Origin of the sequence: Leifsonia sp. NPDC077715 (assembly GCF_040686855.1) — a bacterium.
In the GTDB taxonomy this organism is placed as follows: domain Bacteria; phylum Actinomycetota; class Actinomycetes; order Actinomycetales; family Microbacteriaceae; genus Leifsonia.
Genome location: NZ_JBFBOG010000001.1, coordinates 546608 through 562242, shown reverse-complemented (window position 1 = coordinate 562242; position 15635 = coordinate 546608). Strand labels below are relative to the sequence as shown.

The window sequence follows — 15635 nt, the reverse complement described above, 5'->3', positions numbered from 1 at the left end:
AACAATGTACACAGATCGGTTTACTTTCTGCAACCGGACCCGTAGAATCCCTCTGTGACCACGACGACCCCCGCCAAGCCCAAGCCGCGCGACCGCGTCCTCGCCGCCGCAGCCCGGCTGTTCGTGCGCGAGGGCGTCAACGCGGTCGGCATCGACCGGATCGCGCAGGAGGCCGAGGTCTCGAAGCGGTCGATCTACCAGCACTTCGACGGCAAGGACGCGGTCGTCGCCACGATGCTCCAGGAGTACGGGCCGCAGGTCGTCGCCGGCTACTTCGCGCCCGACAGCGAGGGAACCCCCCGCGAGCGGACACTCCACGTCTTCGAGGCCCTGCACGAGGCGGCGCAGGTGAGCGACTTCTACGGCTGTCCGTTCGTCAACGTGGCCACCGAGTTGCGCGACCGCGAGCATCCCGCAGCCGTGGTCGCCCGGCACTTCAAGGGGGAGCTGACCGCGTACTTCGAGCGGCAGGCCGCCGCCGCGGGCGCGCGCGACCCGCGCCTGCTCGCCGTGCAGCTGACCCTGCTGTTCGACGGCGCGTCCGCCAGCGCGGCCATGCGCGGCGGCACTCCCGACGCCGCGCTCCAGGCCGCAGCGCAGCTCTTCGACGCCGCCGTCGCCTGAGCGGTCTCCCTGCTACGGCGCGATCGACAGGAAGATGAAGGCCGCGAACAGCACCAGGTGGATGCCGCCCTGCAGTCGCACCGCGCGTCCCTGCACGATGGTGAGGATGCTGACCAGCACCGTCAGGACCAGCAGCACGATCTGACTCGAGCCCAACCCGAGGTGCAGCGCGCCGGGCAGCCAGATCGAGGCCACCGCGATCGCCGGGATGGTGAGGCCGATGCTGGCCATCGCCGAGCCGAGGGCCAGGTTGAGGCTGGTCTGCGTCCGGTTGCGATTCGCGGCCTTCGCGGCCGCGATGCCCTCCGGCAGCAGCACGAGCAGCGCGATGACGACGCCGACGAACGACTGCGGCAGCCCGATCCCGGTCACCGCCCGCTCGATCGGCGTCGACTCCAGCTTGGCCAGTCCGACCACGGCCACGAGCGAGACGAGGAGGAGGCCGAGGCTGATCCAGGCCGTCCGATTGGACGGCGCCGCGGCGTGCTCGTCCTCCGTGAGCGGCTGGCCCTTGCGCCCGACCGGGAGGAAGAAGTCCCGATGCGCGACGGTCTGGGTGAAGACGAACATCCCGTACAGCGCCAGCGACGCGATCGCGGCGAAGACCAGTTGCGGCGTCGAGAACACCGGGCCGGGTGCCGATGTGAAGCTGGGCAGCACCATCGTGAGCGTCGCGAGCGCGGTCACCGTGGCGAGCGCGGCACCGCTGCCCTGCGCGTTGAACGCGGTCGACTGGCGGCGCGAGGCGGCGAGCAGCAGCGAGAGGCCGACGATCCCGTTCATCGTGATCATCACGGCGGAGAAGACGGTGTCTCGGGCGAGTTCCGGCGAATCCTTGCCCGTGGTCATCAGCGTGACGATGAGCGCCACTTCGATGATCGTCACCGCGACCGCCAGCACGAGCGACCCGAACGGCTCCCCGACACGATGCGCCACGACCTCCGCGTGCTGCACCGCGGCGAGCACCGTGCCCGCCAGAACGACCGCGATGACGGCGACGGCGACCGTGTTCAGCTCCACCGTCCAGAACGCCACCAGGACCACGACGCCGATGACGGGCACCCCGATCGTCCACCATCGTGCGAGCCAGGAGCCGAGCGCCGTCATGCGTTCCATCCTGCCAGGTGCCCCTGGACGCGGCGAGGGCGGGAGCGGTTGCGGGCCCGCTGCGGCGGGTCCCGGGCGCTCGCCGCCCTTCTCGTGGTGGGATGAAGCCATGACAGGGAACTGGACCCTCCGTATCGCCGGCACCGCCGGTGTCGCCCTCGCCGTCGCCCTCGCCGTCACGGGATGCGCGACCCCGAGCTCCGCGCCGACCACGGGCTCGGCGTCCGCCTCCACCACGCCGTCGTCCTCGCCGCGGCCGACAGGGACGGGCACCGCGACCGCCACGCCGATCGACGGCCAGTGCGACACCGCGAACCTCACGGGCACCATCGGCAAGGGAGGCGGAGGGGCGGCGGGCAGCGTCGAGGTCACCCTCGTCCTGACCAACAACGGGTCCACCCAGTGCTCGCTGCAGGGCTGGCCGGGCGTGTCGTTCGTCGGCGACGGCAACGGCACCCAGCTCGGCAAGCCCGCGGACTTCGACCGCAGCACGCCGCATCCGACCGTCGTCCTGCAGCCGGGCGGGTCCGCGCAGGCGCCGCTCCGCATCACCCAGGCGCTCAACTACCCGGAGGCCGACTGCGGGCCCAAGCCGGCCGACGGCTTCCGCGTCTACCCGCCCGGGTCGACCGCGTCGCTGTTCGTCAAGGACGCCGACTTCACCGCCTGCACCTCCGACACCATCGGGCTGCTGCAGGTCGGCGCACTCGTCGGGAGCTGACGCCCGGCGTCAGGAGCAGACGCGCGCGATCGCACCCTGCCACGACTCCGCGACCCCGGTGAGGGCATCCTCGACCGCCGCCCGAGCCGAGTCGGTGGACGCCTGAGCGGGTGCCGCGGCGTACACCTGGATGCTGTCCGAGAGCCTGTCCAGCGCTCCCCGAACCGGACTCAGAGCCGACTCGACCGCGGGCGTCGCGATGTCCTGCGTGCGTGCGTCGAACGCGGTGACCGCCGAGCGGATGGCGCGGGCCGACTCCACATCGGGAGCGGCCATCGGCAGACGCGCCTGCAGGGTCTCGTCCAGGGCGTGCCGTGCGCTCCGGATCGCGGTGCAGTCCCGCCCGCGCTCGGCCGACGCCTCCGAGAACAGCGGGAACTCGGTGCGCAGCGACGCGGACAGCAGCAGGCCGGCGACGACGCAGCCGGCGACGACCGCTGCGGCAGCCGGCCACAGGCCGGCGAGCAGTGATCGACGAGCGGACATCCCACCCGTACGGACGCGGATGGTCCCGGTTCGTGACGCGTCCGCGCGCGACGTCGTCGTCGACGTCGCGTCCTGCTCGAGCTCCAGCGGCTCGGGGGAAGTGGCGGCCACGCCTTCACGGTAGTGGTGGAGGGTGAACAGTTCGTTGCACGATTACGGGTCCTTCGCCTCCGGCCGCCTGGCGCTAGCCTGAGCACGTGCGCACCGCCCCTCGACCCGCCGGCCCGGCCACGCCCCGCTGGCTCGTCCGCCTGGTGGTGGTGACAGCGCTGGTCGGCGTCGGTGCGGGGATCGGCGGAGGTCTCGTCTACCTCGGCCTGCACGCCCTGCAGCACCTGGCCTTCGGCTACTCCGAGGGCGACTTCTACGAGGGTCTGCTGGACGCCCCGCCCGTCAACCGCGTCGTCGCGCTCGCCGTCGCGGGCGTCGTCGGCGCCGTCGGCTGGTTCCTGCTGCGCCGCTGGGGCCGGCGCGCGCCCCAGCACGCGGTCGTCTCCGTCGAGCAGTCGGTGAACGGGCGCAGGATGCCGCCCTTCGTCACGATCGCGAACGCCGCCCTCCAGGTGATCATCGTGGGCCTCGGCGCCTCGATCGGCCGCGAGGTCGCGCCGCGGGAGCTCGGAGCGCTCTGGGCCGGCTGGCTGGCGGAGCGCGCCGGCGTCTCCGCGCGGGAGCGGCGCATCCTCGTCGCCTGCGGTGCGGGAGCCGGGCTGGCCGCGGTCTACAACGTCCCGCTCGGCGGCGCGGTGTTCGCCGTCGAGATCCTGCTGGCCGAGGTCAGCTTCGCGACCGTGCTGCCCGCGTTCGCTACCGCGGCGGTCGCCGCGCTTGTGGCCCGGATCGTCGTCCCGGCCAACCCGCTGTACGCGGTGCCGCACCTCCACGTCACCCCGTCGGTCGTCGTCTGGTCGGTGCTCGCCGGACCGCTGATCGGCCTCGCCGCGGTCGGCTTCGTCCGGTCCGCCCGCTTCGCGCAGGACCACCGCCCGCGATCCTGGGGCATCCTCGTCGTCATGCCGCTGACGTTCGTCGTGGTCGGCGTCGTCGCGCTGTGGCTGCCCGCAATCCTCGGCAACGGCCGGGCGCTGGGGCAGCTCGCATTCGCCGCATCCCTCCCGGTGTTGCTCATCCTGCTCATGAGCGTGGTCAAGGCGGCGGCCACGGTCGGCACGATCGGCGCGGGCGCGGCCGGCGGCACCCTGACGCCCTCGCTCGCGATCGGCGCGGGCCTCGGGCTCGCGGGAGGGGCGGCGTGGAACCTGCTGTGGCCGGGCGCCGAGCTGCCTGCCTTCGCGGTGATCGGTGCGGCCGCGTTCCTCGCGGTGACGATGCGTGCGCCGATCACGGCGCTGCTGCTGACGCTGGAGTTCACCAACCAGGGGCCGGATCTCCTGGCACCCGTGATGCTGTGCATCGCGGGCGCGGTCGCCGTCGGCTACGTCCTGGAGCGGTCGCGGGTCACCGGGGTGGCGTGATCCTCTTGACTTCTCAGTAGTGGTAGCGCGCCTGCAGGACGATCACGTAGGCGTCGTCGACGAGGTACACGAGCCGGTTCGCCTCATCGATCCGACGCGACCACGCTCCGGCAAGCGCGTGCTTCAGTGGCTCGGGCTTGCCGACACCCTCGAACGGGTCGTCCCGGAGGATGTCTTCGATCAGCAGGTTGATCCGCTTGAGCGTCCGCCGGTCCTGGCCCTGCCAGTAGACGTAATCCTCCCAGGCGCCGGCAGTCCAAGCCAGCTTCCGGTCACTCACCGGTGAGGCCGTGCTCGGTCACATCACCGGCGCGGGCGCTTTCGATGGCATCGACCAGGCGGCGTGCATTCTTGGGGGAGCGCAGAAGGTACGTGGTCTCGACCAGCGAGTCGTACTCGTCCTTCGACATGAGAACCGCCGACCCTCGCTTCGAGGTGATCTCGATCTCGGTCTGGTCGAGGTTGACCTGCTCGATCAGTCCGAACAGATCGCTGCGCGCCTCGCTGGCGGTGATGGCCATGTGGTCCTCCAAGTGGTACAAGATATCGTACCACTTTGGACGCGACGCGAAGGGGAGGGTGGGCCCGGTGGGGCTCGAACCCACGACCCGCGGATTAAAAGTCCGATGCTCTGCCAACTGAGCTACAGGCCCTCAGCTCCAATCTAGCGTGGATTCGCCCGGGCGTCCGACGGGGGAGAATGGGTGGATGTCCGATCGCTTCCACAAGCCGGCGCTGTTCACCAGTGGCATGTTCGAGGCTTTCATGGGCGGGGAGGACCCCGCCCAGATCAGCCGCGTCGCCCACGAGACCGCTCGGGCGCTGCTCGCGCGTGTGCGCGACAATCCCGACCCGGAGGTCGTCGCTCGGCTCGTCGCCTTCACGGACGAGCACGGCATCGACGCCCTCGCCGAGCTGTGGTCGCGCTCCAACCCCAAGAGCCTCCCCGGGGCGCTGTGGCGGATCTACCTGCTGCGGCTGCTGATCCGGCAGGATGCGGAGGGCACCGCGTACCTGTATCAGCGCGGCACCGAGGTGATCACCTCCATCGACCCGGTCGTCGCCGGCGCCCCGACGCCCGCGGGGCCCGCCGAGATCACCGAGCTGGCCGATCGCATCCTGCGGGGGCTGTTCGAGGGGGATTTCGCCGTCGCCCTCGATCGCGCCGCCGCCTTCTGCCGGGTCGCCGCCGCGGGTGCCGCGTCCGTCGCCGACGATCGCGACGTCCTCGACCCGGAGCGGGCGAGCGAGCTCACCACCCGGGCGCTCCGGTTCACCCGCACCGCCGATGAGCTGGGCGCCTGCGCGCGGCTGTGGCGGTCCGACTCGCTCGACTGAGCACGGGCCGCCGGGAGGTCAACCCCCGATCCCGGATCGGCGTTCTCCCGCTGCGAACGCCACGCCCGGCGGTGGCCGCCGACCCTCCTGTACTATGGATGTCGCCGGGCCGCAGTAACCCCGGGCTCCAAAACTAGCCGCTTCGAGCGGCCTCGCGCCGAGAGGCGTTCTGCGGCCCGGCACTTCTCATGAGAGCGGAGACGACGTGGACGACGCCCCTGCCGGCGATCTCGACGACCTCCTGCTGCGTACGGCCACCGGCGACCAGGAGGCGTTCTCGCGTTTCTACGACGCGACCGCCCCGCGGGTGCTCGGCCTCATCCGCCGCCTGCTGATCGACGCGGCGCAGTCCGAGGAGGTCGCCCAGGAGGTCTTCCTCGAGGCGTGGCAATCCGCTCCGCGGTTCGATCCGAATAAGGGTCGAGCGCAGACGTGGATCATGACCATGGCCCACCGGCGCGCCGTCGACCGGATCCGGGCGTCCCAGGCGTCCCGGGACCGCGACACGGCCGTCGGCATCCGCGATCTCCCCACCGCGTACGACCAGGTGGCGGAGACGGTCGAGGTGCGCGTCGAGCACGAGAGGGTGGAGGAGGCCATGCGCACGCTGAGCGAACCGCAACGCCGGGCCGTCACCCTCGCCTACTACGGGGGACTCAGCCAGTCGGAGGTGGCCGCCGAGCTCGGCATCCCACTGGGCACAGCCAAGACTCGGCTGCGCGATGCGATGATACGGCTGCGACAAGAACTGGGGGTGACGACATGAACGACGAGCACGACCGCGAGGACGCGCGCCTGGGTTATCGCCTCGGGGCCGCGGACGAACAGGAGGCCGCCGTGTTCGAAGACGTCGCCGCGCAGCTCGCCCTCACGGTGGAGCCGGTGCAACCGCGTCCAGAGCTGAAGGCCGCGCTGTTCGCGAAGCTCGCCGAGACCCCGCAGCTGCCTGCCCAGGACGCGTCGGCTCAGGATGCGCCCGCCCAGGAGGCGCCGGAGCAGGAAGCGCCGGTTCAGGATGCCCTGTCCGTTCCCGCTGCGACCGCTCCCGGCCCCGCCGAGCGCGCCGCGCAGCGCCGCTGGTTCCAGCGTCCTGGACTCATCCTCGGCGCCGCCGCCGCGGCCGTCCTCCTCTTCATCGGGGGCGCCTTCGTCGGCTCGAGCCTGTCGGGGACGAACTCCTACACCTCCCAGCAGGCCTCCGCCCTCGCCCAGATCAACGCCGCCTCCGATGTGCAGCGCGCCACCGCCGAGGTGACCGGCGGCGGCACCGCCACCCTCGTCTGGTCCGGCGAGCTCGGCAAGTCGGCGCTGGTCGCCAACGACCTCCCCGCCCTCCCCGGCGACAAGACCTACGAGCTCTGGTACATCCGCGACGGCCAGGCCACCCCGGCGGGCACCATGGAGTCCGAGGGCACCGGCTCTACCTGGCGCGTCTTGAGCGGCGAGATGTCCGCCGGCGACACGGTCGGCGTCACCGTCGAGCCGCGAGGCGGCTCCACGAAACCGACCACCGCCCCCATCGTCGCCATCTCCTCCTGACCCGGCCCCTGAGCACAGCAAAAACGTCGCCCCGCGGATGCGGAGGCGACGTTTTTCCTGTGCTCGAGGGCTAGCGGATCATCCGAAGCGGCCGGAGACGTAGTCCTCGGTGGCCTGCACGGACGGGTTCGAGAAGATCTGGTTCGTGTCGTTGTACTCGATGAGCTTGCCCGGCTTGCCGGTGCCCGCGATGTTGAAGAAGGCGGTGCGGTCGGAGACACGGCTCGCCTGCTGCATGTTGTGGGTCACGATCACGATCGTGTAGTCGTTCTTCAGCTCCTCGATCAGGTCCTCGATCGCGAGGGTGGAGATCGGGTCGAGAGCCGAGCACGGCTCGTCCATCAGCAGCACGTCGGGGGAGACCGCGATCGCTCGCGCGATGCACAGACGCTGCTGCTGGCCGCCCGACAGCCCGGAGCCCGGGAGGTTCAGGCGGTCCTTGACCTCGTTCCACAGGTTGGCGCCCTGGAGCGACTTCTCGACCAGGTCGTCGGCCTCGCTCTTCGACATCCGTCGGTTGTTGAGCTTCACACCGGCGAGGACGTTGTCGCGGATGCTCATGGTGGGGAACGGGTTGGGACGCTGGAACACCATCCCGACCTGGCGGCGGACGAGAACCGGGTCGACGCCGGCGCCGTACAGGTTGTTGCCGTCGATCAGCACCTCGCCCTCGACGTACGCGCCGGGGATGACCTCGTGCATGCGGTTCAGCGTGCGGAGGAAGGTCGACTTGCCGCAGCCGGACGGGCCGATGAACGCAGTGACGGTGCGGGGCTCGATGGTGAGCGACACGCCTTCGACGGCACGGAAGTTGCCGTAGTAGACGTTGAGGTCGTTGACTTCGATGCGCTTGGACATTTCTTCCTTAGCTTCGGGTGGTTGCCGGCTCAGCGGCCGTACTTGGGGGCGAAGGCCTTGGCGATGATGCGGCCGATGAGGTTGAGCAGCATCACGATGATGATGAGGGCGAGCGCGCCGGTCCAGGCGCGGTCGATGGAGGCCTGCGCGTGCAGGCCGGCTGCCTGCGTGTACTGCGTGTACACGAACACCGGGAGGCTCATCATCCGGTCGTTGAACAGGTCGTAGTTCATGCTCGTGGTGAAGCCGGCGACGATGAGCAGCGGAGCCGTCTCGCCGATGACGCGGGCGATCGCGAGCATGACACCGGTGACGAGACCGGCGACGGACGTCGGCAGCACGACCTTCAGGACCGTCAGCCACTTCGGCACGCCGAGGGCGAGGGACGCCTCGCGCAGCTCGTTCGGGACGATCCGCAGGATCTCCTCGCTCGACCGGACGACCACCGGGATCATCAGCACCGACAGGGCGACGGAGCCCATGAAGCCGTTGCGGATGCCGGGGCCAAAGAACAGCGCGAAGAGCGCGTATGCGAACAGACCGGCGACGATGGACGGGATGCCCGTCATGACGTCGACGAAGAAGGTGATCCCGCGGGCGAGCATCCCGCGGCCGTACTCGACCAGGTAGATCGAGGTGAGCAGGCCGATCGGCACCGAGATGAGCGCGGCCATGAGGGTGATCTCGAGCGTTCCGACGATCGCGTGCAGCGCGCCGCCGCCCTCGCCGATGACGTTGCGCATCGACTGCGTGAAGAAGGCGACGTCGAAGCGGGCGAGGCCCTGGGCGACGACGGTCCAGGCCAGGGAGATCAGGGGGAGCAGCGCGATGATGAAGGCGGTCGCGACCAGCGAGGTGACCAGCCGGTCCACCGCCTTGCGCCGACCCTCGACCAGCAGCGACGTGGTGTAGATCGCGACGTCGAAGAGCACGGTGCCGAAGAACACGGCGCCGACGATGTTGAAGTCCTTCGTCGTGCCGCTCGCCGCCAGGATCGCGAAGATCGCGCCGAAGACCAGCCAGGAGACGACGAGCATCGTCCACGGGGTCCAGCGGGGCAGCTTGCCCGCGGTGTACGAGTTGGTGAGGGGGCGCGGGGCGGTGGCGGTGGTGGTGGCCATCAGTTCGCTCCAGAGAAGGCCTTGCGGCGGCTGACGATGTAGCGGGCGAGCATGTTGATGAGCAGGGTCACCACGAACAGCACCAGACCGGACGCGATGAGGGCGTTCACGCCGATGCCGGTCGCCTCGGGGAACTGCAGGGCGATGTTCGCCGCGATCGTGTTCGGGCTCTGCGCCTGCAGCACCGCGAACTTCACGATCAGGGCGGGGGAGAGGACCATCGCGATCGCCAGCGTCTCGCCGAGGGCACGGCCGAGGCCGAGCATCATGGCGGACACGATGCCGCTGCGGGCGAAGGGCAGCACGGCCATCTTCACCATCTCCCAGCGGGTCGCGCCGAGCGCGAGCGCCGCCTCCTCGTGGAGGCGCGGGGTCTGCAGGAAGATCTCGCGGCAGATCGCGGTCATGATCGGGATGACCATGACGGCGAGCACGAGCGCGGCGGTGAGGATGGTGCGCCCCGTTCCGGAGACCGGCGGCGCGAAGAACGGGATCCAGCCGAGGTTGTCCCCGAGCCAGACGTAGAACGGCTGGACGAACGACGACAGCGTCGCGATGCCCCAGAGGCCGAAGACGACCGACGGGACCGCGGCGAGCAGGTCGATGATGTAGCCGAGCACCGACGCGACCCGGCGCGGCGCGTAGTGCGAGATGAAGAGGGCGATGCCGAGGGAGAGCGGCGTCGCGATCAGCAGGGCGATGACGGCCGCCCAGATGGTGCCGAAGACGAGCGGCCAGACCCATGACCAGAAGTTGGTGGCGTTGTTGGGCAGCTCACCGGCACCGGCGAAGAGGGCCGGGATGCTCTGCACGACGAGGAAGATGGCGACCGCGGCGAGCGTGGCGAGGATCAGGGATCCCGCGACGATGGTGCTGGTCGAGAAGACGCGATCCCCGAGGCGGATCTTCGCCTTGGGTCTGATCGCTCCTACGGTTCCGGCGGTCATTCCTTGCTTTCTCTCATCGGGTGCGCCGCCTGTCCGGCGGCTGAGGGTGGGAGCGCCGCTCGGCCCGGGCTGACGAGCAGCCCAGGCCGAGCGGGTGGTGCCTTACTTGATGCTGGCGGCGGCCTTCGAGACCTTGTCGGCCAGGTCGCTCGCGAGCGGGGCGGAGCCGGCCTGCTCGGCGGCGGCCTTCTGCGCGTCGCTCGAGATGACGTAGTCGACGTAGCCCTTCACCAGGTCGGCCTTGGTGGAGTCCTTGTACTCCTGGCAGGCGATGATGTAGGAGACGAGGACCAGCGGCCACGCGCCCTTGCTGGTGTCCTTTCGGTCGATCTGGATGGCCAGGTCGTTGGTCTCGCGACCCGACGCGATCGGGGAGGCGGCGACCACGGCGGCAGCACCGTCGGCGCTGATCTTCTCGTAGTTGTCGCCGACCTTCAGCTGGGCGATGCTGAGGCCCGCCGAGCCCGACTCGTCGATGTAGGTGATCGAGTTCTTCGCGTTCTTGGTGGCGTCCGCGACACCCGAGGTGCCCTTCGCGGCGTCGCCCACCTGGAACGGGAAGGTCTGGGAGGCCGGAGCGGTCCAGACGTCGGCGGCGTTCGCGGCCAGGTACTCGGTGAAGTTCTGGGTGGTGCCCGAGTCGTCGGAGCGGTGCACGACCGTGATCGGGGCCGACGGGAGCGAGGCGTCCTTGTTCTGGTCCTTGATCTTCGCGTCGTCCCAGGTGGTGATCTTGCCCGAGAAGATGCCGGCGATGGTCGCGGCGTCGAGCTTGAGGTCCTTCACGCCGTCGACGTTGTACGCGATCGCGATCGGGGAGATGTAGACGGGGAGGTCGATGCCCTTGCTGCCCGGGGCGCAGCCGGCGAACGTGGAGGCGAGCTCCTCGGTCTTGAGCGCGGCGTCCGAGCCGGCGAAGTCGGCGGCACCCGAGATGAAGCTCTTGCGGCCGGCGCCCGAACCCTGCGGGTCGTAGTTGATGGTGGCCTTGGGGTTGGCCTGCTGGAAGCCTGCGGCCCAGACGGTCTGCGCGGCGCCCTGAGCGGACGAACCGATGCCGTTCAGCGTGCCGGAGTAGTTGGTGGCCTTGGCCGTCGTGGTCGACGGGGTGCTGCCCTCGTTCGACGCACACGCGGTGAGGGAGATGGCGGCGGCGGCGAGCAGTGCCACGGGAGCGCCGATGCGCTTGAGATTCACAGTTGTCCCTTTCGGGGTCAGTAACAACAGGACTGGGGCCGGTGCGACCCGCTGGACAAGCTATTGGTGGTGTCTGTCCAGAGTCCCCCGCAGCGGTTAACGGAAGGTTAACGCGGGGTGTTGTCTTGTGCTCGCGGCCCTGTGAATCCGCGGTCAGTCGGTGATGTCAGCTGCGCACCTCGACCGGAGCGTACGTCTCGATCGAGACGATGCCGGAGGCCGGGTTCGTCGCCGAGAGGTGCACAACCGAGAAGCCGCCCGTGTCGAGGTCCGCCGCGTCGTTGAGGTAGCCGCCCGGCATCGTGCCGGTCGCGAGCGCGATCTCGCGCATGATCTCGGGGAGCACGGGGCCGTGGCTGCAGAGGACGGCGGTCTTGCGCGACCGGATGCGCTTGCCGATGACGCGGCGCACCTCCGGCTGCCCCTCCTCGTACGCGTCCTGGCTGATGCCGTGATCGCGGACCGGCTTGATCCCGGTGGCCGCGGCGAGCGGTGCGACAGTGGTCACGCAGCGGACGGCGTCGGAGGTGACGATGCGCTTCGGCTTCCACGCCTGCAAGGTCGCGACATCGCCGGCGGCCTGCTTCACGCCGCGCTCCGTGAGCGGGCGCGCGGCGTCGGAGCCGTCCCAGTGCTCGCGAGGCGCCGCCTTGCCGTGACGCAGGGCGATGAGGGCGAACGTCGAGGTGATGCCCTGGTGGACCAGCGCGTCGAACGCGTCGAGGATTTCGACGTCGCGCTCGTACGTGAGGTACCCGCGGGCCTTCTTGATCGTCACCCACTCGATGGCGGCGATCTCACCGTTCGGCACGAAGCTCGAGCGGGCGATCGCCTTCTCGCTCACCTCGGCCGCCCAGTAGTGCACGATCTTCTCGCGCCCGCTGCTGAGCGGGTAGGTGGAGACTCCCAGCGGCACGCCGAGCCCGATCCGCAGGCCGGTCTCTTCGTGGATCTCGCGCACGGCGGTCTGCGGCAGCGTCTCGCCGGGGTCGACCTTGCCCTTGGGGATGGTGACGTCGCCGTACTTCGTGCGGTGCACGACGAGCACCACGATGCGGTCGTCCACGACCCGCCAGCAGAGGGCGCCCGCGGCGTAGATGGCCGGGCTCACCGCCTGGTTCCCGTACGGGTGCTGCGGGGACGGTGGCTGTACTGCTGGATCAGCTTGTTCTGCAGGTCGACCAGCGGCTTGCCCTTCTCGTCGAGGTGGTGGCGCGTCCACACGCCGTCCTGATCGAGCCGCCAGGTCGCCGTGCGGTCGTCGAACGCGAGATCGAACAGGGCCTCGAGCTCGCGGACGTGCTCCGGGTCGGACAGGCGGACCAGTGCCTCGACCCGGCGGTCGAGGTTGCGGTGCATCATGTCGGCGCTGCCGATGTAGACCTGCGGGTCGCCGCCGTTCACGAACGAGAACACGCGGGAGTGCTCCAGGTACCGGCCGAGCACCGAGCGCACGCGGATGTTCTCGGACAGGCCCTCACGCCCCGGCACGACGCCGCAGATGCCGCGGACCCAGAGCTCGATCGGCACACCGGCCTGGCTGGCCCGGTAGAGCGCGTCGATGATCGCCTCGTCGACGATGGAGTTGAGCTTGATCCGGATGCCCGACGGGCGGCCGGCCTCGGCGTTGGCGCGCTCGGTGTCGATCCGCTTGAGCAGCCCCTTGCGGAGATGGAGTGGGGCGACGAGCAGCCGCTTGAACTTCTTCTCGATCGCGTAGCCGGAGAGCTCGTTGAACAGGCGCGTGAGGTCCTTGCCGACCTGGTCGTCGTCGGTGAACAGCCCGAGGTCTTCGTAGATGCGCGAGGTCTTCGGGTTGTAGTTGCCCGTTCCGATGTGGCTGTAGCTCTTGAGCACGCCCTTCTCTTCGCGGATGACCAGGGCGAGCTTGCAGTGCGTCTTGAGCCCGACCAGGCCGTACACGACGTGCACGCCGGCCTTCTCGAGCTTGCGCGCCCAGGAGATGTTGTTCTGCTCGTCGAACCGCGCCTTGATCTCGACCAGCGCGAGAACCTGCTTGCCCGCCTCGGCGGCGTCGATCAGCGCCTCGACGATCGGGCTGTCGCCCGAGGTGCGGTAGAGCGTCTGCTTGATGGCGAGGACGTGCGGGTCGGCCGCCGCCTGCTCCAGGAAGGCCTGAACACTCGTCGCGAACGACTCGTAGGGGTGGTGGACGAGCACGTCCTGTCGCGCGATGGCCGCGAAGATGTCGGGCTTCGCGTTCGGCTCGCTCGGCATGAGCTGCGCCGGCGTCACCGGCACGTGGTTGGGGTAGTGCAGGTCGGGGCGGTCGATCTTGGCGAGGTCGAACAGGCCGCCCAGGTCGAGCGGCGCGGGGAGGCGGTAGACCTCCTGCTCGGTCACGTCGAGCTCGCGGACGAGCAGTCCGAGCGTCACCGGGTCCATGTCGTCCGTGACCTCGAGGCGGATGGGCGGCCCGAAGCGGCGGCGCAGCAGCTCGCGCTCGAGCGCCTGGATGAGGTTCTCGGTCTCGTCCTCGTCGATCTCGACGTCCTCGTTGCGGGTGACGCGGAAGACGTGGTGGTCCAGGATCTCCATGCCGGGGAAGAGATCGCCCAGGTGGTTGGCGATGAGGTCTTCCAGCATGATGAACCGCACCTGCCCCAGCCCCTCGCGCTGGTCGATGCGGACGAACCGCGGCAGCATCTGCGGCACCTTGAGACGGGCGAACTGCTCCTTGCCGGTGCGCGAGTTGCGCACGCGGACGGAGAGGTTGAGCGACAACCCGGAGATGTAGGGGAACGGGTGCGCCGGATCGACGGCCAGCGGCATGAGGACGGGGAAGATCTGCTGCGAGAACACCTCGCGCATCTGCGCCTTGTCGGCCTCGTCGAGGTCGTCCCATGTGGCGACGGTGATCCCGGCCTCCGCCAGAGCCGGCCGCACGAGGTCGTGGTAGGCGTGGGCGTGCCGCAGCTGAAGCTCGTGCGCCTTGTCGGAGATGTCGGCCAGGACGTCCTGCGGCGCGCGCCCGACGTTGGTCGGCACGGCCAGCCCGGTGGCGATGCGCCGCTTGAGCCCGGCGACGCGGACCATGAAGAACTCGTCGAGGTTGCTCGCGAAGATGGCCAGGAAGTTGGCCCGCTCGAGCACCGGGAGCAGCGGGTCCTCCGCCAGCTCCAGCACGCGCTGGTTGAACGCGAGCCAGCTCAGCTCGCGGTCGAGGTAGCGGTCCTCCGGCAGGTTCGGGTCGGGCTCGTAGATGAAAGGTGCGAAGTCGTCGTCGAAGTCGCTGCCCAGGCTCCCGCCCAGCCCCGTGTCGAAAAGGCCGTTCTCCAGAGTGGTCCGCTCGTCCATGCCCCCATCATGTCACCGCGGACGGACACCAGGGGCGGCCTGGCGTAAACGGTGGATAAACGGCGGAGAGCCGGGCCTGTGGACGGCTCTAGGGGCGGACGGATGTCGGGAGGCGGTCGTTGTCCTCCTCGTACACGTTGAAGCGGTACCCGACGTTGCGTACGGTGCCGATCAGCGACTCCAGGTCGCCGAGCTTCGCCCGCAGGCGCCGCACGTGCACGTCGACCGTGCGGGTGCCGCCGAAGTAGTCGTAGCCCCACACCTCGCTGAGAAGCTGCTCGCGGGTGAACACCCGGGACGGGTGCGTCGCGAAGAAGCGCAGCAGCTCGAACTCCTTGAAGGTGAGGTCGAGCTGGCGGCCGTGGGCCTTGGCCGAGTAGCTGGCCTCGTCGATCGTGACCCCGGAGGCCTGGATCTTGGTCTGCGAGTGCTCCTGCGTCTGGCGCCCGATCGCCAGCCGGATGCGCGCGTCCACCTCGGCCGGCCCCGCCGTGTCGAGCACGACGTCGCTGACGCCCCAGTCGGCGCTCACCGCGGTGAGCCCGCCCTCGGTCAGGACGAGCACGAGCGGTACGGTCACGCCCGTGGTGGTGAGGATCTTGCACAGGGACTTGGCGCTTGCCAGGTCGCGTCGCGCATCCACGAAGATGAGATCGCAGCTCGGCGCGTTGACGAGGGAGGCGGGTTCCGCCGGGATCTGACGCACGCGGTGGCTGAGCAGTGCCAGGGCCGGAAGGACGTCGGACCCCGGACCCGCGGAGTCTGCGGTGGAGGAGCTGATCGCACCGGCGGAGCCGGGCACCGACGGATTGGGCGCAGACGTGAGGATCAGAAGTTGCGCCACCCATACCTCCTCATCCGTCTGAGCAGCAATGCTACCGGAAATGCCGGAGGCGCTTTCGGC

Annotated in this window: 17 protein-coding genes and 1 tRNA gene; 6 read left to right on the top strand and 12 right to left on the bottom strand. The window is 69.7% G+C overall.

Annotation, left to right across the window (positions count from 1 at the left end; translation table 11 throughout):
• Nucleotides 1–54: 54 nt before the first annotated feature.
• Nucleotides 55–624 (top strand): TetR/AcrR family transcriptional regulator, encoded by a 570-nt coding sequence (locus AB0P25_RS02755; protein WP_363805257.1) that lies wholly within the window; start codon nucleotides 55–57, stop codon nucleotides 622–624.
• A gap of 12 nt (nucleotides 625–636) precedes the next feature.
• On the opposite strand, the gene AB0P25_RS02750 is transcribed toward AB0P25_RS02755, so the two are convergent.
• Nucleotides 637–1731, bottom strand: coding sequence for an ionic transporter y4hA (locus tag AB0P25_RS02750; RefSeq protein ID WP_363805256.1), 1095 nt, complete (start codon nucleotides 1729–1731; stop codon nucleotides 637–639).
• 109 nt (nucleotides 1732–1840) lie between these two features.
• Between AB0P25_RS02750 and AB0P25_RS02745 the strand changes: the two genes are divergently transcribed.
• Nucleotides 1841–2452 carry a DUF4232 domain-containing protein gene (locus tag AB0P25_RS02745; protein WP_363805255.1) on the top strand — a complete coding sequence of 204 codons (612 nt, stop codon included), beginning with the start codon at nucleotides 1841–1843 and terminating at the stop codon, nucleotides 2450–2452.
• Between the two features lie 9 nt (nucleotides 2453–2461).
• On the opposite strand, the gene AB0P25_RS02740 is transcribed toward AB0P25_RS02745, so the two are convergent.
• On the bottom strand, nucleotides 2462–3049 hold the full coding sequence (locus AB0P25_RS02740; protein ID WP_363805254.1) for a transporter: 588 nt from the start codon (nucleotides 3047–3049) through the stop codon (nucleotides 2462–2464).
• Between the two features lie 86 nt (nucleotides 3050–3135).
• Between AB0P25_RS02740 and AB0P25_RS02735 the strand changes: the two genes are divergently transcribed.
• Nucleotides 3136–4413: a chloride channel protein gene (locus AB0P25_RS02735; protein ID WP_363805253.1), complete on the top strand. Its 1278-nt coding sequence runs from the start codon at nucleotides 3136–3138 to the stop codon at nucleotides 4411–4413.
• 13 nt (nucleotides 4414–4426) lie between these two features.
• Here AB0P25_RS02735 and AB0P25_RS02730 read toward each other — a convergent pair whose 3' ends face one another.
• From AB0P25_RS02730 to AB0P25_RS02720, 3 genes are all read right to left on the bottom strand, one after another.
• Nucleotides 4427–4693 (bottom strand): Txe/YoeB family addiction module toxin, encoded by a 267-nt coding sequence (locus AB0P25_RS02730; protein WP_363805252.1) that lies wholly within the window; start codon nucleotides 4691–4693, stop codon nucleotides 4427–4429.
• On the bottom strand, nucleotides 4686–4934 hold the full coding sequence (locus AB0P25_RS02725) for a type II toxin-antitoxin system prevent-host-death family antitoxin (RefSeq protein ID WP_363805251.1): 249 nt from the start codon (nucleotides 4932–4934) through the stop codon (nucleotides 4686–4688). Before AB0P25_RS02725 ends, AB0P25_RS02730 begins: the two co-directional genes overlap by 8 nt.
• Before the next feature lie 59 nt (nucleotides 4935–4993).
• Nucleotides 4994–5066, bottom strand: a tRNA-Lys gene (locus AB0P25_RS02720).
• A 55-nt stretch (nucleotides 5067–5121) separates the two neighbouring features.
• On the opposite strand from AB0P25_RS02720, the gene AB0P25_RS02715 reads away from it, so the two are divergent.
• From AB0P25_RS02715 to AB0P25_RS02705, 3 genes are all read left to right on the top strand, one after another.
• On the top strand, nucleotides 5122–5751 hold the full coding sequence (locus tag AB0P25_RS02715; RefSeq protein ID WP_363805250.1) for a DNA-directed RNA polymerase subunit beta: 630 nt from the start codon (nucleotides 5122–5124) through the stop codon (nucleotides 5749–5751).
• A gap of 205 nt (nucleotides 5752–5956) precedes the next feature.
• The gene (gene sigK, locus AB0P25_RS02710; protein WP_363805249.1) at nucleotides 5957–6517 is read left to right on the top strand and encodes an ECF RNA polymerase sigma factor SigK; all 561 of its coding nucleotides are present in this window, start codon (nucleotides 5957–5959) and stop codon (nucleotides 6515–6517) included.
• Nucleotides 6514–7290, top strand: a complete 777-nt coding sequence (locus AB0P25_RS02705; protein WP_363805248.1) for an anti-sigma factor — start codon at nucleotides 6514–6516, stop codon at nucleotides 7288–7290. The genes sigK and AB0P25_RS02705 overlap by 4 nt, the downstream gene beginning before the upstream one ends.
• Before the next feature lie 78 nt (nucleotides 7291–7368).
• Here the strand turns inward: AB0P25_RS02705 and pstB are convergent, their stop codons facing one another.
• From pstB to AB0P25_RS02670, 7 genes are all read right to left on the bottom strand, one after another.
• Complete coding sequence (pstB, locus tag AB0P25_RS02700) at nucleotides 7369–8148, bottom strand: phosphate ABC transporter ATP-binding protein PstB (protein WP_363805247.1); 780 nt, start codon at nucleotides 8146–8148, stop codon at nucleotides 7369–7371.
• A gap of 29 nt (nucleotides 8149–8177) precedes the next feature.
• A complete protein-coding gene (gene pstA, locus AB0P25_RS02695) occupies nucleotides 8178–9269 on the bottom strand; it encodes a phosphate ABC transporter permease PstA (RefSeq protein WP_363805246.1) in 1092 nt (363 codons plus the stop codon).
• Nucleotides 9269–10216 (bottom strand): phosphate ABC transporter permease subunit PstC, encoded by a 948-nt coding sequence (gene pstC, locus AB0P25_RS02690; protein WP_363805245.1) that lies wholly within the window; start codon nucleotides 10214–10216, stop codon nucleotides 9269–9271. Before pstC ends, pstA begins: the two co-directional genes overlap by 1 nt.
• Before the next feature lie 102 nt (nucleotides 10217–10318).
• Entirely contained in the window at nucleotides 10319–11413 is a 1095-nt protein-coding gene (gene pstS, locus AB0P25_RS02685) for a phosphate ABC transporter substrate-binding protein PstS (RefSeq protein WP_363805244.1), read from the bottom strand.
• 166 nt (nucleotides 11414–11579) lie between these two features.
• Complete coding sequence (locus tag AB0P25_RS02680; RefSeq protein WP_363805243.1) at nucleotides 11580–12524, bottom strand: NUDIX domain-containing protein; 945 nt, start codon at nucleotides 12522–12524, stop codon at nucleotides 11580–11582.
• Nucleotides 12521–14731 (bottom strand): RNA degradosome polyphosphate kinase, encoded by a 2211-nt coding sequence (locus AB0P25_RS02675; RefSeq protein ID WP_363805242.1) that lies wholly within the window; start codon nucleotides 14729–14731, stop codon nucleotides 12521–12523. The genes AB0P25_RS02680 and AB0P25_RS02675 overlap by 4 nt, the downstream gene beginning before the upstream one ends.
• 88 nt (nucleotides 14732–14819) lie before the next feature.
• Nucleotides 14820–15512 (bottom strand): response regulator transcription factor, encoded by a 693-nt coding sequence (locus tag AB0P25_RS02670; protein WP_363806227.1) that lies wholly within the window; start codon nucleotides 15510–15512, stop codon nucleotides 14820–14822.
• Between the last annotated feature and the right edge of the window lie 123 nt (nucleotides 15513–15635).

Coding starts and splice junctions, on each gene's coding strand:
- AB0P25_RS02725 (WP_363805251.1), bottom strand. CDS start 4,934: ATGGCCATCACCGCCAGCGAGGCGCGCAGCGATCTGTTCGGACTGATC.
- pstC (WP_363805245.1), bottom strand. CDS start 10,216: ATGACCGCCGGAACCGTAGGAGCGATCAGACCCAAGGCGAAGATCCGC.
- AB0P25_RS02715 (WP_363805250.1), top strand. CDS start 5,122: ATGTCCGATCGCTTCCACAAGCCGGCGCTGTTCACCAGTGGCATGTTC.
- pstA (WP_363805246.1), bottom strand. CDS start 9,269: ATGGCCACCACCACCGCCACCGCCCCGCGCCCCCTCACCAACTCGTAC.
- pstB (WP_363805247.1), bottom strand. CDS start 8,148: ATGTCCAAGCGCATCGAAGTCAACGACCTCAACGTCTACTACGGCAAC.
- AB0P25_RS02750 (WP_363805256.1), bottom strand. CDS start 1,731: ATGACGGCGCTCGGCTCCTGGCTCGCACGATGGTGGACGATCGGGGTG.
- AB0P25_RS02675 (WP_363805242.1), bottom strand. CDS start 14,731: ATGGACGAGCGGACCACTCTGGAGAACGGCCTTTTCGACACGGGGCTG.
- AB0P25_RS02745 (WP_363805255.1), top strand. CDS start 1,841: ATGACAGGGAACTGGACCCTCCGTATCGCCGGCACCGCCGGTGTCGCC.
- AB0P25_RS02705 (WP_363805248.1), top strand. CDS start 6,514: ATGAACGACGAGCACGACCGCGAGGACGCGCGCCTGGGTTATCGCCTC.